At 67.2% G+C, this 15,434-nt stretch carries 10 protein-coding genes; 6 read left to right on the forward strand and 4 right to left on the reverse strand.

Annotation, left to right across the window (positions count from 1 at the left end; all coding sequences use genetic code 11):
- Positions 1 to 174: 174 nt before the first annotated feature.
- Positions 175 to 543: a GNAT family N-acetyltransferase gene (locus tag ACILRJ_RS16935; RefSeq protein ID WP_395684461.1), complete on the forward strand. Its 369-nt coding sequence runs from the start codon at positions 175 to 177 to the stop codon at positions 541 to 543.
- Between the two features lie 115 nt (positions 544 to 658).
- Here the strand turns inward: ACILRJ_RS16935 and ACILRJ_RS16940 are convergent, their stop codons facing one another.
- The gene (locus tag ACILRJ_RS16940) at positions 659 to 2,068 is read right to left on the reverse strand and encodes a cryptochrome/photolyase family protein (RefSeq protein ID WP_395684393.1); all 1,410 of its coding nucleotides are present in this window, start codon (positions 2,066 to 2,068) and stop codon (positions 659 to 661) included.
- A 171-nt stretch (positions 2,069 to 2,239) separates the two neighbouring features.
- Here ACILRJ_RS16940 and ACILRJ_RS16945 point away from each other — a divergent pair, with 171 nt between their 5' ends.
- From ACILRJ_RS16945 to ACILRJ_RS16965, 5 genes are all read left to right on the forward strand, one after another.
- On the forward strand, positions 2,240 to 7,210 hold the full coding sequence (locus ACILRJ_RS16945) for an alpha-2-macroglobulin family protein (protein ID WP_395684394.1): 4,971 nt from the start codon (positions 2,240 to 2,242) through the stop codon (positions 7,208 to 7,210).
- 77 nt (positions 7,211 to 7,287) lie between these two features.
- The gene (gene pbpC, locus ACILRJ_RS16950; protein WP_395684395.1) at positions 7,288 to 9,636 is read left to right on the forward strand and encodes a penicillin-binding protein 1C; all 2,349 of its coding nucleotides are present in this window, start codon (positions 7,288 to 7,290) and stop codon (positions 9,634 to 9,636) included.
- A gap of 296 nt (positions 9,637 to 9,932) precedes the next feature.
- On the forward strand, positions 9,933 to 10,436 hold the full coding sequence (locus ACILRJ_RS16955; RefSeq protein ID WP_395684396.1) for a hypothetical protein: 504 nt from the start codon (positions 9,933 to 9,935) through the stop codon (positions 10,434 to 10,436).
- 4 nt (positions 10,437 to 10,440) lie between these two features.
- A complete protein-coding gene (locus ACILRJ_RS16960) occupies positions 10,441 to 11,310 on the forward strand; it encodes a DUF692 domain-containing protein (RefSeq protein ID WP_395684397.1) in 870 nt (289 codons plus the stop codon).
- Complete coding sequence (locus ACILRJ_RS16965) at positions 11,294 to 12,079, forward strand: DUF2063 domain-containing protein (RefSeq protein WP_395684398.1); 786 nt, start codon at positions 11,294 to 11,296, stop codon at positions 12,077 to 12,079. Before ACILRJ_RS16960 ends, ACILRJ_RS16965 begins: the two co-directional genes overlap by 17 nt.
- A gap of 62 nt (positions 12,080 to 12,141) precedes the next feature.
- On the opposite strand, the gene ACILRJ_RS16970 is transcribed toward ACILRJ_RS16965, so the two are convergent.
- The 3 genes from ACILRJ_RS16970 to ACILRJ_RS16980 all read right to left on the reverse strand — a co-directional run bounded on the left by ACILRJ_RS16970 (position 12,142) and on the right by ACILRJ_RS16980 (position 15,397).
- On the reverse strand, positions 12,142 to 13,044 hold the full coding sequence (locus ACILRJ_RS16970) for a sensor domain-containing protein (RefSeq protein ID WP_395684399.1): 903 nt from the start codon (positions 13,042 to 13,044) through the stop codon (positions 12,142 to 12,144).
- Positions 13,041 to 13,400: a PadR family transcriptional regulator gene (locus tag ACILRJ_RS16975; RefSeq protein WP_395684400.1), complete on the reverse strand. Its 360-nt coding sequence runs from the start codon at positions 13,398 to 13,400 to the stop codon at positions 13,041 to 13,043. The genes ACILRJ_RS16970 and ACILRJ_RS16975 overlap by 4 nt, the downstream gene beginning before the upstream one ends.
- Before the next feature lie 224 nt (positions 13,401 to 13,624).
- Positions 13,625 to 15,397: a glucan ABC transporter ATP-binding protein/ permease gene (locus tag ACILRJ_RS16980; RefSeq protein WP_395684401.1), complete on the reverse strand. Its 1,773-nt coding sequence runs from the start codon at positions 15,395 to 15,397 to the stop codon at positions 13,625 to 13,627.
- Positions 15,398 to 15,434 lie beyond the last annotated feature (37 nt).

Raw genomic sequence — 15,434 nt, forward strand, 5'->3', positions numbered from 1 at the left:
ACTGCGAGGTGTGCTCAGCCTGGTGCTCGCGCACCATCCGAACTGCTCGCTCTCGTACTTCCGGGGCATACTTGTTGGGCTTCTTCATGACTCCATCCTCTCAAAGGTTGGAGCCTCCGGGAAAGCCGGGGCGATTCAGACTGCCAGGATCTCGAACGTTTCCTTGCCGAGCGGATCCACGAGTTCAATTCAAAGGCGACCGGCTACTTTGATGGGGAGTCGTTCGGCGCGACGCAGAGGGACGAGTCAGGAACGGTTGTAGGTGGTATTTCCGGGTTCACCTGGGGTCGTTGCTGCTTTGTGTCCTATCTGTGGGTTGCGGAAGTACACCGTGGCAAGGGCTTGGGCGGTGTATTGTTGAAAGCGTTCGAGAAGAACGCCATGGACAAGAACTGCATCATCGCCCTGCTTTCGTCACATAGCTTCCAATCACCGGGCTTCTACGCGCACATGGGCTACGAGGAGCTGGCACGCATCAACGACTATCCCATTGGCTACTCGGATCTCTTCTTCGCCAAGCGTCTGGCCCCAAATGCCGACTGACTGTTCGCATGGACTTCTTGGGTGGGCGTGCGAACGCTGAGGTGATCGGCATCGAATTCCTTGCGGTCGCGCCTGCGTTGCAGGCGCCGGCTGCGCAGGTCCGCGCGAACGCGATTCAAGCCCGCAGATCGCGATACGCATCGAGTGCAGCCCGGCGCGACACTGCCAGATCGACCATCGGCGGCGGGTAGCCGCTCGCGCGCAGGCGCCCGGCATCCCGCCACGGTGCATGGATCGAGGTGGCGGGAAACGGCGCGAGCTCGGGCACCCAGCGCCGCACGTAGGCGCCCTGCGGATCGAAACGCTCGCCCTGGGTCACGGGATTGAACACGCGAAAATACGGCGAGGCATCGACGCCGGTGCCGGCCGTCCACTGCCAGCCCTGGGTGTTGTTGCCGAGGTCGGCGTCGACCAGCGTGTCCCAGAACCAGCGCGCGCCATGCGACCAGTGGATGCGCAGGTTCTTGGTCAGGAACGATGCGACCAGCATGCGCACGCGGTTGTGCATCCAGCCGGTCGTCCACAGCTCGCGCATGCCGGCGTCGACGATCGGGATGCCGGTACGCCCGCGCTGCCAGCGCGAGAGCAGCGATGGATCGGGGTCCTGCCATTCGAATGCATCGAAGCGCGGATTGAGATTGCGCTCGGTGGAATGCGGGAAATGGTGGATGAGGTATTGCGAGAATTCGCGCCAGCCGAGTTCGCGCAGGCAGCTCTCGGCGCCACCGGCTGCGGCGCTTTCGCGCGCTGCATCGAGCAACGCCCAGGCGACCTGCATGGGCGAGACTTCGCCGAAGTGCAGGTGGGGCGACAATCGCGAAGTGCCTTCGTGCGAGGGAATGTCGCGCTCGCCCGGGTAGTCGGCGACGGCAGCGGCGCAGAACGTTTCCAGACGTCGCAGCGCCCCCGCTTCGCCGGGCTGCCAGGCGGCGGCGAGGCCGGCGTCCCAGGCGACGCCCGGCAACAAACCGAATGCCTCGAGCGGCAAACCGGTTTCGATCGGCGGCATGTCGATGCGGCGCGGCGCGGGAGGAGGTGGCCGAGGCTCGAGACGCGAGCGCGCGTTGCGCCAGTACGGCGTGAACACCTTGTACGGGGTACCGCCGCCGGTCACCAGGTCCCACGGCTCGATCAGCAAGGCGCCGTTGAAGCTGTGTGTTTCGACCCCGTCCGTGCGCAGCGCCTGCTTGATCTGCGTGTCGCGCGCGACCGTCGCGGGATCGTACAGCCGGTTCCAGTACACGGCGTCGGCACCTGTCGCGGCGACCAGTCTGCGAAGCGTGTCGAGCGAAGGGCCATCGACCAGATGCAGGCGTGCTCCACGCCGCACGAGGTCGGCGGCCAGTGCCGAGAGGGAATGGTGCAGCCACCAGCGGCTCGCGGCGCCCGGTTGCCACGGCGCCTCCTCGTCGGGTGCATGCACGTACACCGGCAGCACCGCGTCGTGCATGCGCAGTGCGGCCGCCAGCGCCGGATTGTCGGCAAGGCGCAGGTCGCGTCGGAACCAGACGATGGCGGTCGACATTCGCGGAATGGATCACGGGACGAACGCCAACCGTAACGCATTTTGCGCAGCCCTACCCGCGCACGGACGCAACTCCGGCTACATTGCGCCCGCGTTCGCCCGCATGCCGCCATATCGGGGTGTCACGCTTGCCCGGGTATACTTCCATCGCCATCCACCGGGGGATTCACAATGGAACTGCTTTCGCCCGTGTCGCGCCTGCGACTCGCCGGCCTCGCGTTGCTCGTAGCGGCGGTCGCCGCGCTCGCCTCCTGCAACCGTCCGTCGGACAAGCCGCCGGAGGTACAGGGAAGCAAGAAGCCGGTCGCGGCCGAGCCGTCGAAGACCACCAAGGTCGAAGGCTTTGCGCTCGCGTCGGCGCGCGCGGAACAGCATGACGGCCAGCTCGCACTCGCCCTCGAATTCAGCCAGCCGCTGGTCGGCACGCAGGCGTTCGACACGCTGATCGCGGTGACCGATCCCAAGGGCGCCGCGGTGGAAGGCAGCTGGTCGCTCGACGAGGACGGCACCACCCTGCGCTTCCCGTTCGTGCAAGCCGACCAGAGCTATGCAGTGCGCCTCAAGCCCGAACTCGCCGCGGCCGACGGCAAGACGCTCGGCAGCGAAGTGCGCAAGGACGTCTACACCGGACCGATGGAGCCGAACGCGTCGTTCGCCTCGCAGGGCAACGTGTTGCCGGCGCGCGAGACGCGCGGCTTGCCGGTGATCTCGGTCAACGTCAAGGAAGTCGACGTCGAATTCCTGCGCGTGCACGACGACGAACTCGCGAACTTCTTCGCCGCGTACCAGAAGAACGGCAAGCGCAGTTCCTACGAGCTCGATCCACGCTACGGCTGGGGCCGCCCCGGATCGCCGGTCGCGCAGATCGCCGATTCGGTCTACTCCAACCGCTTCGCCCTGCCCGGAAAGGACAACGAGCGCAGCCTCAACTACCTGCCGATCCAGAACATCGCCGAACTGGCCAAGCCGGGCCTGTATTTCGCGGTCATGAAGGCGGCCGGCACGTTCAACGACGATTACGAGACGAGCTACTTCTTCGTCAGCGACATCGGCCTGCACACGCGCGCCTACAAGGACACGCTGTTCGTGCACAGCGCCTCGCTGAAGAGCGGTGCTCCGCAAGGCGACGTCGAATTGTCGGTACTCGACTCGAAGGGCGAATCGGTCGTCGCCGGCAGGACCGACGCGAACGGCAACGCGCAACTCGCCTACGAACTCAAGGCCGACCAGGTGCTCGTGGCGAAGAGCGGCAACGACATCTCGCTGCTGCCGTTCAACCAGCCCGCGCTCGATCTTTCCGATTTCGCGGTCGCCGGCCGCAAGCAGACCTGGTTCGACGTGTTCGCCTGGGCCGATCGCGACCTGTATCGCCCCGGCGAGACGATCGCGCTGTCCGCACTGCTGCGCGACTACGACGGCAACCCGATCAAGCCGCAGCCGCTGTTCCTGACCCTCAAGCAACCGGACGGGCGCACCTACGCCGAGACGAAGCTCGATCCGAAGGACCTCAACTATTTCGAGTGGTCGCGCGAGATCCCGGTCGATGCGCCAACCGGCCGCTGGCAGGTGGAGTTCCGCACCGATCCGAAGGACAAGCAGGCGGCGCAGGGCCTGACGTTCCGCATCGAGGAGTTCCTGCCCGAGCGCCTCAAGCTCGACCTCACCACCAGCCAGGCCGTGCTCAAACCGGGCGAACCGCTGAAACTGGCGGTGGAGGGCGACTACCTCTACGGCGCGCCCGCGTCCGGCAACCGCTTCACCGCGCGCCTGACCGTCGCGGCCGACCAGCATCCGGTCGACGCGCACAAGGATTACTTCTTCGGCGATCCGACGATCGAATTGCCCAAGGAAGCGAAGGACGTCATCGACGAGGCGCTCGACGAGCACGGCAAGCTCGAGCAGGACGTCGAGATCGCCGAAGGCGCGAAGCCCGCAGCCCCCGTCGCGGCGATCCTCGCCGGCAGCGTCTACGAGAGCGGCGGCCGCACCGTCACGCGCTCACTCAAGCGCACCGTCTGGCCGGCCGACGCGCTGGTCGGCGTGCGCCCGCTGTTCGACATCAACGAGGGTTCCGACGCGCGCGGTCGCGCGGGCTTCGAGCTGATCCGCAGCAATGCGGCTGGCGACCTGCTCGCCGGCCAGCATCTCAAGCTGACCCTCGTGCGCGAGTACCGCGACTACCACTGGAGCTTCGACAAGGAGAGCGGCTGGCATTTCGACTACGTGCAGCGCTACGAGGACTCCGAGAAACGCGACATCGACGTCGAGGCCGGCAAGGTCGCGAAGTTCGACGTGCCGGTCGAATGGGGCAACTACCGCGTCGAGGTCCTCGACCCCGCGACAGGCCTGACCACGCGCCTGCCGTTCTTCGCCGGCTGGAGCTGGAACGACGAGAACCGCGGCAAGGAAGCGCGCCCGGACAAGGTCAAGCTCGCGCTCGACAAGCCGAGCTACCACGCCGGCGACACGATGAAGGTCACGATCACGCCGCCGCAGGCGGGGCCGGGCGTGCTGCTGGTCGAGTCCGACCACCTGCTCTACACCAAGAACATCGACGCGAAACCCGGTGCGACGTTCGAGATCCCGGTGACGAAGGACTTCGAGCGCCACGACGTGTACGTGACCGCATTGGTGTTCCGCGGCGGTTCGGCCACGGACAAGATCACGCCCGCACGCGCGGTCGGCGAAGCGTGGGTGCCGATGGATCGCGCCGACCGCAAGGTCGACGTGGCGATCGACGCCCCGAAGATGATGAAGCCCGAGGCCGACCTGCCGGTCACGGTGAAGGCGCCCGCGCTTGCCGGCAAGAAGGCCTACGTCACCGTTTCCGCGGTCGACGTCGGCATCCTCAACATCACGCGCTTCGCGCGACCCGACGCGAATGCGTGGTTCTTCGCCCAGCGTGCGCTCGGCATCGATGCGTACGACCTGTACTCGCGCGTGATCGAAAGCTTCGACGGCAACACCGCCAAGCTGCGCTACGGCGGCGACATGGCGCTCGCGGCCCTGCCGCAGGCGCGCCGGCCGACCGCGAAGGTGCTGACGGTCGACCTCTTCTCCGGCGTGGTTGCGCTCGATGCGAAGGGCGAGGCGAAGGTCGCGCTGAAGGTGCCGGATTTCAACGGCACCGTTCGCGTGACCGCGCAGGTGTTCGGCGAGAACCAGTACGGCGGCAACGACACCGAGACGATCGTGCGCGCGCCGCTGGTGGCCGAGATCTCGACACCGCGCGTGCTCGCACCCGGCGACAAGTCCGCGCTCACGCTCGACCTGCAGAACTTCTCCGGCAGTGAACGCGAGTTCGTGGTTAAGGTGTCGACCCAGAAACCGCTCGCGATCGACAAGGGCGAGCGCAAGGTCAAGCTTGCCGACGGCGCCAAGACGACGCTGAGCTTCGCGCTCAACGCGCTCGACGGCTACGGCGTCGGCAAGATCAACGTGCAGGCGTCGAGCGGCGAACTGAAGATCGACCGCCACTTCGAGATGGTCGTGCGCGCGGCATGGCCGTCGGTCATGCGTTCTTCGGCGCGCTCGCTCGACAAGCTCGACCCGGTCACCTTCCCTGTCGATGCGGTCGATGGCCTGCTCGCCGACTCGATCGCCGCGCGCCTGACCGTGTCGAGCCTGCCGCCGCTGCCGTTCGCGTCCGCATTGCGCGACCTGCTGAAGTACCCCTACGGCTGCATCGAGCAGACGACCAGCAAGGGCTACGGCTCGCTGATCCTCGACGAGAAGACCGCGACCAGCCTGCATGTCGACGGCCTGCCCGCGGACCAGCGCAAGGAGCGCGTCGATGGCGCGATCGGCCGCATCGCCTCGATGCAGATCCCCTCCGGCCATTTCTCGATGTGGGGTGGCGACAGCTACGTCAACGAGTACATCACGCCGTACGTGGTCGAGTTCCTCGAGGACGCGCGCGACGCCGGCTTCCTGGTCCCCGACGACATGCTGCAGAAAGCGCTCAAGCGCCTCAACGACGACCTGCTCTCGGGCGGCCATCCGTTCTACGGCTACGAGCACAGCGATCACCTGCGCTTCGCCAACGAAGCGTATTCGGGCTACGTGCTCGCGCGCGTCAACCGCGCGCCGCTCGGCACGTTGCGCGCGCTGTACGACAACGAGCGCTCGAAATCGGTGACCGCACTGCCGCTGGTCCAGCTCGGCATCGCGCTCAAGCTGATGGGCGACGAGCCGCGTGCGCAGAAGGCGATCGCCGAAGCGTTCGCGATGAAGGTCGAACGGCCCTGGTACCTCGGCGACTACGGCTCGAAGCTGCGCGACACGGCGCTGATGGTCGAGCTCGTGCATCGCTACGGCCTGTCGAAACCGGAATACGACGGCCGCGTGTTCGACATCGCGCGTTCCCTGACCAATGAGGACCACCAGGCCGACGCCGCGCAACGCAAGTACGGCTACCGCTGGCTCTGGCTCAGCACGCAGGAGCAGATCGCGATTGCGCGCCTCGGCAAGACGTTGCTCGGCGGCGATGCCGACAAGGTCGTCTCCGGTACGCTCGGCATCGGCGCGAACAGCAGCGAGATCAGCCCGGATCGCCTGTGGAGCCGCACCTTCGGCGGCGCCGAGATCGCTTCCGGCGTGCGCTTCACGCCGCAGGGCGACCTGCCGCTGTATGTCGCCACCGATGTCGCCGGCATTCCGAAGGCGGCGCCAGCCTTCGACGACCACTACGTGTGGATCCAGCGCCAGTTCTACACCCTCGACGGCAAGCCGTGGGAACCGGGCCCGCTGAAGGAAGGCGACAGCCTGATCGTCGGCCTCAAGCTCGAAGCGCGCGAGGCAATGCCGGATGCGCTGCTGGTCGACCTGCTGCCGGGTGGCCTCGAGATCGAGAACTTCAATCTCACCGACGCCAAGCAGTGGGCCGACGTCGTCGTCGACGGCATCACCATCACCGATCGCGCGCAGGCGGCCGAAGTGCGCCACGAGGAATTCCGCGACGATCGCTACGTCGCCGCACTCAACCTCGGCAAGGGCCAGACCGCGCACGTGTTCTATCTCGTGCGCGCAGTCACGCCCGGCACGTTCCAGGTACCGCCGCCGCTGGTCGAGGACATGTACATGCCGCAGGTGCGCGGCATCGGCAAGAGCACGCCGGCATCGGTGAAGGTGATCGAGCCGTAGCTCGATGCCGGATCGAAGCAGCGGCCAAGCAGACCCATCCCCACCCAACCCTCCCCCTGAAGGGGAGGGCTAAGGCGATGAACCTGCGTGCACGCAAGTTCCTCCGGCAATCGGCCATCACCCTGCTGTGCCTGCTCGCACTCGCCCTGTTGCTGGACCGCTTGTTCCCGCTGCCGCTGCCCGATCCGTCGGGCGGCAGCACGATCGTGCTCGCGCGCGATGGCCGGCCGTTGCGCGCGTTCCCCGACAGCGACGGTGTATGGCGCTATCCGGCGCGCGTCGAAGACGTCTCGCCGCTGTACGTCGAGGCGCTGCTGACCTACGAGGACCGCTGGTTCTACCGCCATCCAGGTGTCAACCCGCTTGCGCTCGCGCGCGCGTTCGGCCAGTGGATCGTGCACCGGCGCCTCGTCTCCGGCGGCTCGACGCTGACCATGCAGGTGGCGCGCATCCTCGACGGCACGCCGCACAGCGCGCTCGGCAAGGTGCGCCAGATGCTGCGCGCAGTGCAGCTCGAAGCGCATCTGTCGAAGCAGGAAATCCTCACCCTCTATCTCGACCGCGCGCCGTTCGGCGGCACCATCGAAGGGGTCGAGGCGGCTGCCTGGGCCTATCTCGGCAAACCCGCATCGCGGCTGTCGCATGCGGAAGCCGCATTGCTCGCCGTGCTGCCGCAGATGCCGAGCCGCCTGCGCCCCGATCGAAATGCCGACGCTGCACGGGTCGCGCGCGACAAGGTGCTTTCGCGCATGGCCGCGCTCGGCGTGTGGAGTCCGGCGCAGGTGCACGACGCGATGATCGAGTCGGTGGCCGCGCGCGCCTTGCAGCCGCCATTGAGCGCCGCGCTGCTGGCCGAGCGCCTGCACGCCGAACAGCCCGCGCAACGCCGCATCACCACCACGATCGACGCCGAGTTGCAGCGCTCGCTCGAGGCGCGCGTGACCGACTACCTCGCGCGCCTGCCCGAGCGCACCTCGGCCGCCCTGCTGGTGGTCGACAACGCCACGCTCGAAGCGCGCGCCTACGTCGGTTCGGCCGAGTTCGGCGACGAGCAGCGCCTCGGCCACGTCGACATGGTGCGCGCGTGGCGTTCGCCGGGTTCGACGCTGAAGCCGTTCCTGTACGGCCTCGCCCTCGACGACGGCCTGATCGATTCGGAAAGCCTGCTGGTGGATGCGCCGCAATCGTTCGGTGACGGCTACCGTCCGGGCAATTTCGACATGGCCTACAACGGACCGGTCGGTGCGGCGGAAGCCTTGCGGCTGTCGCTCAACGTCCCGGCGGTCGATCTGATCGACCGCATCGGCCCGACCCGGTTCGCCGCGCGCCTCGCCAATGCCGGCCTCGACCTGCGCCTGCCGCGCGGCGCCACGCCGAACCTGTCGGTGATCCTCGGTGGCGCCGGCGTGCGCATGGAGGACCTCGTCGGCGCGTACACCGCCCTCAACCGTGGCGGCATCGCCGGGCGCGTGCGCTATGCCGGCGGCGACGCGACGATCGACCGGCGCATCCTGTCGGAAGGCGCGGCGTGGATCGTGCGCGACATCCTCGAAGCAAATCCGCGACCCGGCTACGCACCGGGTACGTTCGATCCCGGCACGCGTCCGCGCGTCGCGTCGAAAACCGGGACCAGCTATGGCTTCCGCGACGCATGGGCGGTCGGTGCCACGCGCCAGTACACGGTCGCGGTATGGATCGGGCGCCCGGACGGCACGCCGCTGCCGGGGCAGTACGGCGCGGTGACCGCATTGCCGTTGATGTTCCAGGTCGTCGACAGCCTGCCGCGCAACGCGCTCGCAGCGGCACCGGAACCGCCGCCGGCGAGCGCGCGCCAGCTCGACGTGTGCTGGCCGCTCGGCCTCGCATTCGATCCGGCCCATGCGGAGCTGTGCCACCAGAAGCATACGGCGTGGACCCTCGATGGCGTGGTCCCGCCCACCCTGCCCGAGCGCGACACGAACACCTGGAGTGCCGGCCTCGTGCATCTGCGCGTGGATGCGCGCAGCGGCGAGCGGCTGAGTGCCGGTTGTACGCGCGAGCACGAACGCGAAGTCGACATCGCGCGCTGGCCCGCGCTCGCCTATCCGTGGTTGCCGCGCGAACTGCGCCGGCGCGCGACCCTGCCGCCACTCGCGCACGGCTGCGCGGATGACGGCCTCGACGCGATCCAGCCGATCCGCATCGAAGGGGTCGCCGAAGGCAGCGCGATCGCACGCGCGCCGAACAGCGGCACGCCCGCCACCCTCCACCTGCGCGCGTTCGGCTCCGGCGGCGACGTGCTGTGGCTGATCGATGGCCGCCTCGCCGGCACTACGCGCGGCAGTGCCACGTTCGAGCATGCGTTCGCCGAGACCGGCGTGCGTACCATCACCGCCCTCGCGACGAGCGGCGCCTGGGCGCAGTTGCAGGTGCGCGTGCTGCGCTGACAGCTCCCGGCCGCCGTCCCGGTCCGTGCTGCGCCCCGTGCGGCGATACGAGCGGATTGCGATCCGACGTGAAAGAATCCGGACCGGGCCACGGTCAAGTGCGGGCGACGACGCATTGCAGCGCAGCAATCGGATGAACCGTTCGCCGACCGCGGTGAACCGTGCAATCGATTGGTGCGACTGCCGGTCGAATACGCCGCGTTAACGCGCAAGCGGCTAACGTGGACCAGCAAGACGCCGGCGCATCGGCGAAACCCAACGGGCAAAGCCCGAAGACACTCACGGAGATCACTCGCATGTCCAGCAAGATCGGCAACACCCTCGGCGTCGCGATCGGCGCAGCGTTCATCGGTTCGCTTTCGCTGAGCCAGCTCGCCGCGGCCAGCCCGGCGTTCCAGGCCAGCGACCTTGCGTCGGGCTACATGCTCGCCGCGGCGGGCGAAGGCAAGTGTGGCGAAGGCAAGTGCGGCGTGGAAAAGATGGACACCAACAAGGACGGCAAGGTGTCGATGGATGAGGCGAAGGCGGCAAAAATGGCCGACCTCGAGTCGCACTTCAAGTCGGTCGATACCAATGGCGACGGTTTCGTCGACCAGGCCGAAATGGACGCACACCATGCTTCCATGAAGAAGGGCAAGGAAGCGTCGTGCGGCGCGGACAAGAAGAAGGCGGAAGGTTCCTGCGGCGGTGACAAGAAGAAGGCCGAGGGTTCCTGCGGCGGCGAGAAGAAGGCGAAGTCCGCGGAAGGTTCGTGTGGCGGCCACAAGGACGCGGAAGGTTCCTGCGGCGGCAAGAAGTAAGGACATGGGCAACCGAAGTCCCGCTCCCAAAGGTGCCGGACTCGGCCTGCGGCGGGCCCTCATGGGCCCGCTGCGGGATCACTTCGCCGCACAGGAACCGCAGGATGCGATCGACTTCCTCGAGATCGCGCCGGAAAACTGGATCGGCGTCGGCGGCCGGCTCGGGCGCGAACTGCGCGCGCTGACCGAGCGGCATCCGTTCGTCTGCCACGGTCTCTCGCTTTCGCTCGGTGGCCCCGCGCCACTCGACGAAACCCTGCTCGTGCGCATTCGTCGCCTGCTCGACACGCACGGAATCGCGATCTATTCCGAGCACCTCTCGTACTGCTCCGACGACGGGCACCTGTACGACCTCATGCCGATTCCATTCACCGATGAGGCAGTGCACGCGGTCGCTGCACGCATCCGCCAGGCACAGGACGTGCTCGGCCAGCGCATCGCGGTCGAAAATGTTTCCTACTACGCCGCGCCTTCGCAGGCGATGCGCGAGATTGACTTCATCAACGCCGTGCTGGCCGAGGCCGACTGCGACCTGCTGCTCGACGTCAACAACATCCACGTCAACAGCGTCAACCACGCTTACGACGCCGGCGCATTCCTCGATGCACTGCCGGGCGAACGCATCGCCTACATCCACATTGCCGGTCACTACGTCGAAGCCCCGGACCTGCTGGTCGACACGCACGGCGCGCCGATCATCGATCCGGTCTGGCAGCTGCTCGCGCGCGCCTACCGCAACTTCGGAGTGCGCCCCACCCTGGTCGAGCGCGATTTCAATTTTCCGCCGCTGGCCGAACTGGTCGGCGAGGTGCGCTCGATCCGCGCGATCCAGTCCGAACACCAGGTCGAGGCACGCGATGTCCGCCGCGCCTGAGGCCGCCGCCACGCGCGCGGCGCAGTACGCGTTCGCCGCGCACATCCGTGACCCGGCACGCGCTCCGGCACCGGCCGACGTCGAACCGCGCCGCATGGCGATCTACACGGAACTCTTCTACAACAACATCGAATCCCTGTTGGCGGCGAACTTCCCGGTCATCCGCCGCCTGCACGACGACGACGCCTGGCACGGGCGCGTACGCGACTTCTACCGCGACCATCATTCGCGCACCCCGCTGTTCACCGAGATCGCGCGCGAATTCATCCGCCACCTCGAACAGCGCGCCGAGTCCGCGGCCGGCGACCCGCCGTTCCTGCTCGAACTGGCGCACTACGAATGGAGCGAACTCGCCCTCAGCCTCGACGAGGCGGAGATCGATGCGCTGGATTGCGATGCGCAGGGCGACGTGTTGAACGGCGTGCCTGTGTTGTCACCGCTGCTGCGCGTGCTCGCCTATCGCTATCCGGTGCAGCACATCGGCCCGGACTTCGTCCCGACCGAGCCGGCGCCGCAGCCGGTGCTGATCCTGCTCGTGCGCGACCGCCGCGACGAAGTGCGCTTCACCGAAATCGACGCGCTCACCGCGATGCTGATCGAGCGCCTCGGTGCCAACCAGGTCCTTTCCGGCATCGAGTGCCTCGAAACCCTGCTGCACGACCTCGGCCGTGGCGGTGACGAATCCCTGCGCGTCGGCGGCCGCGACATCCTGCGCCTGCTTCGCGCACGCGAGGCGATCATCGGCACCGCCCGCACCCCGCCGGCATGAACCCGTAAGCGCTGCAGGATGAGCTCGAGAGCACCGCTGTTCGCGGTGCTCCACGGCGAACACTACCCGGCCGACTTCACCAGCAAATGCTTCGCCAACGCCCCCTGGAAGTGCGCGATGCCGCGCGCGAGGTGCAGCAGCGCGAACGGCAGCACTGCACCCAGCACCAGCACGACGGGCAGCAGCACGATCGGCGGCAGGATCGACTGGCCATCGAGGTAGATGCCGCCTTCGATCGCACCCGATTGTGCGAGCAGGACCGCGATGGGTGCCGCGACCATGCCGATCGAAAGCGCGATGCCGACCACCGCGAGGGTGAAGTAGAGGATCCCGAGCGGCAGCATCAGCACCATGTACAGCAGGGTCGACCAGGTGCGCGGATCGGTGAACATCGCGACCACGCGCTGGCGCCACGACAGCTTGCGGTCCTGGTATTGCGGTCGGCGCGGCATGCGTTCGCCGAGCATGACTTCGATGATGCGCCCTTCGACCAATGCGAGCACCCGCACGCTGCCGAAGAACAGCGCAGCAAACACGATGCCGAAGATCAGGATCGACAAGCCGATCGAAAGGGAAACGCCTGTCACCGCCCAGACGAAGTAGAAGATCCCGGTCGCCATGGAAAGAAGCATGTAGAACAACGCCGCATACGCGCGCGGATCCGCGGCGACACCGAAAAAGCGCCCGAGCGCACTGCGCCGCGCAGGTGGCGGTGGCGAACGCAACGCCGTCTGCACGACCTGTTCCTTGTCGACATAGATCGCGGCGACCTCCTCGGGCGCGCCGTAGCTGTTCGCGATCCGCGCCAGCACCTCGGCTTCCGACCTGCCGGGATTCTCGGCCAACTCGGAGCGCAGGTGATCCTCTGCGTCGTACAACGCATCCTGCAGCAGCGCCGGATCGGCGTTTCCGAGCGCGACGCGCAACTGCTCGAGGTATTCGCGGATGGTCTGCGGCGTACTCATGTTCCCTCCAGCACGGTATTCACGAAATCACGCGTGGCGGTCCACGCGTAGCTCCACTCGTCGAGGACTTTCCGCCCGAGCGGCGTGATGCGGTAGTAGCGGCGAGGCGGCCCCGCCACCGACGGCTCGACCTCGCTGGCGAGCAAGCCGGCGCCATCGAGGTTGCGCAAGACCGGATAGAGCGCGCTCTGCTTGCCGCTCAGCACGCCCTCGCCCGTTTCGTCGAGCTGCTTTGCGATCTGGTAGCCATACATCGGCTTCTTCGCCCGCGCCAGCACCGCCAGCAGCACCAGCGAGACGATGCCTGCGCTCAGTTCCTTGTGGAATTTCCACAGGTGGGTCTCGGTGTCGACCATCGCTGTGACCTTCAGCTCTTCATAGACCTGTGTGAATCATAGTGTTCAGTTCACACTAGCGAACGGGCCGGAAGTCATGCCGCCTGAAAGGTTGCGGCCGCACCCCGCGCCTGCGCGCGCATACCGCCTGCGGGATCCAGACTGTTCGTGTCGAGCGCAGCGGAATGACGTTCCGCGAAGTCGAAACAGGATCGCCCGGAGCGAACCGAGCGTTGGCGCCGCGCTCAGCCCGGCGCGTCCTCGGCGCTCACCCCGGCGTCGTCGGCGTCGGCGACGAAACGGCCCTGGCCATCGAGTTCGGCGAACAAGCCGCCTTGTGCGACCAGTTCGGCGTAGCGCCCCTGCTCGACCAGCTCGCCGTTCTTGAGCACGAGGATGATGTCCGCATTGCGCACGGTCGACAGGCGATGCGCGATCACGAAGGTCGTGCGGCTGGCGGTCAGTTTGGTCAGCGCGCGCTGGATGCGCGCCTCGGTCGCATTGTCGAGCGCGCTGGTCGCCTCGTCGAGGATCAGGATCGGCGCGTCCTTCAGCATCGCGCGCGCGATCGACAACCGCTGGCGCTCGCCACCGGACAACGAGCGGCCACGCTCGGCGACCAGGGTCGCGTAGCCTTCGGGTTTGACCACGATGAAATCGTGCGCTTCGGCCGCGCGCGCGGCCGCTTCGATCTCCTCCTGGCTCGCATCCGGATCACCGATGCGCAGGTTGTCGGCGATCGAGCGATAGAACAGGCCCGGGTCCTGGAACACGACCGCGATGTTCCGGCGCAGTGACGTCAGGTTCACCTCGCGGATGTCGACACCGTCGATCGTGATGCGTCCCTCGCTCGGGTCATAGGTGCGATAGAGCAGGCCGAGCGCAGTCGTCTTGCCGGCCCCGGTCGGACCGACCAGCGCGACGGTGCCGCCGGCGCGAATGCGGAAGCTCAGGTGCTTGAGTGCCGGGTGTGACACGTCGTAGCCGAACGAAACGTTTTCGAACGCGACTTCGCCGCGGATCGGTGGCAGGTCGGGCGCGGACGGGTCGTCCTGCAGGATCGCCGGCGTATCGAGCACCGCGAAGAAATCGCCGAGCGAATGGGTCTGGAAGAACAGGCTGGAAACGAATCCGGCGAACTGCTCGAGGCGCCCTATCAGCATCATCGCGAAACCGACGAAGCTGACGATCGCGCCGACCGTGACTTCGCCCTTGATGTTGAGCGAGGTACCGAGCATGAAGATCGCGACGATCGTCAGCGTACTCGCTGCGCGATTCGCGACCGACAACCAGGCCCAGCCACGCAGCACCGGGTACTGTGCCGCGAGCGCACGGCGCATCATTTCGCGCACCGCGGCGACCTCGGCCGCCAGCCGCGTGAAGCTCTGCACGACCAGCACGTTGCCGAACACGTCGCCGGCGCGTTCGGAGATCTCGTGGTGCAGTTCCTCGACCTCGCCTTGCGCCTTGTGCGTCTTGCGCATCGCGATCGCGTTGAACACCGCGAAGCTGACCATCAGCAGGATCATCAGCAACGCCAGCTTCCAGTTGATGTGCAGTGCGAGCGGCACCATCACGACGATCGACAGCAGGGTCGCCAGGTGCTCGCGGAAGAAGCCGAGCCAGAGTCCGAACAGGTTGCTGCTGCCGCCATGCATGATGCGCAGCAGGCGGCCGGTGTGGTGCTGGCCATGGAAAGCCAGCGGCAGCGCGACCGCATGTTCGAAGAAGCTCGCGATCGCGGCCTGGCGGCGCCGGTGCGCGAGGCGGTCCGCGTACAGCGAGACCCATACGCTGGCGACCACCCCGCCGAGGCCGACTCCGGCCCACGACCAGATCAGGCGCCAGGCGCCGTGTTTCTCCGGCGCGGCGAGCGCATCGACGACTTTTCCGAACAGCCACGGTTCGAGGAAGTACACGCCGGCGAGCGCGAGATTGGCCAGCGCAAGCGTGATCGCCAGCCACTTCTCCGGCGCAAGCAGGGCGATCACACGGAAATAGATGCGTAGCAGCGACACGAGGGTTCCCTCCGCAGGCGCGCGCAATCCTAGCAAA

The sequence above is a fragment of the Dokdonella sp. genome (genome assembly GCF_044227025.1).
In the GTDB taxonomy this organism is placed as follows: domain Bacteria; phylum Pseudomonadota; class Gammaproteobacteria; order Xanthomonadales; family Rhodanobacteraceae; genus Dokdonella_A.

Excerpts from the sequence above, each read along its gene's own strand:
- ACILRJ_RS16940 (WP_395684393.1), bottom strand. The coding sequence starts at position 2,068 with ATGTCGACCGCCATCGTCTGGTTCCGACGCGACCTGCGCCTTGCCGAC.
- ACILRJ_RS16945 (WP_395684394.1), top strand. The coding sequence starts at position 2,240 with ATGGAACTGCTTTCGCCCGTGTCGCGCCTGCGACTCGCCGGCCTCGCG.
- pbpC (WP_395684395.1), top strand. The coding sequence starts at position 7,288 with ATGAACCTGCGTGCACGCAAGTTCCTCCGGCAATCGGCCATCACCCTG.
- ACILRJ_RS16955 (WP_395684396.1), top strand. The coding sequence starts at position 9,933 with ATGTCCAGCAAGATCGGCAACACCCTCGGCGTCGCGATCGGCGCAGCG.
- ACILRJ_RS16960 (WP_395684397.1), top strand. The coding sequence starts at position 10,441 with ATGGGCAACCGAAGTCCCGCTCCCAAAGGTGCCGGACTCGGCCTGCGG.
- ACILRJ_RS16965 (WP_395684398.1), top strand. The coding sequence starts at position 11,294 with ATGTCCGCCGCGCCTGAGGCCGCCGCCACGCGCGCGGCGCAGTACGCG.
- ACILRJ_RS16970 (WP_395684399.1), bottom strand. The coding sequence starts at position 13,044 with ATGAGTACGCCGCAGACCATCCGCGAATACCTCGAGCAGTTGCGCGTC.
- ACILRJ_RS16975 (WP_395684400.1), bottom strand. The coding sequence starts at position 13,400 with ATGGTCGACACCGAGACCCACCTGTGGAAATTCCACAAGGAACTGAGC.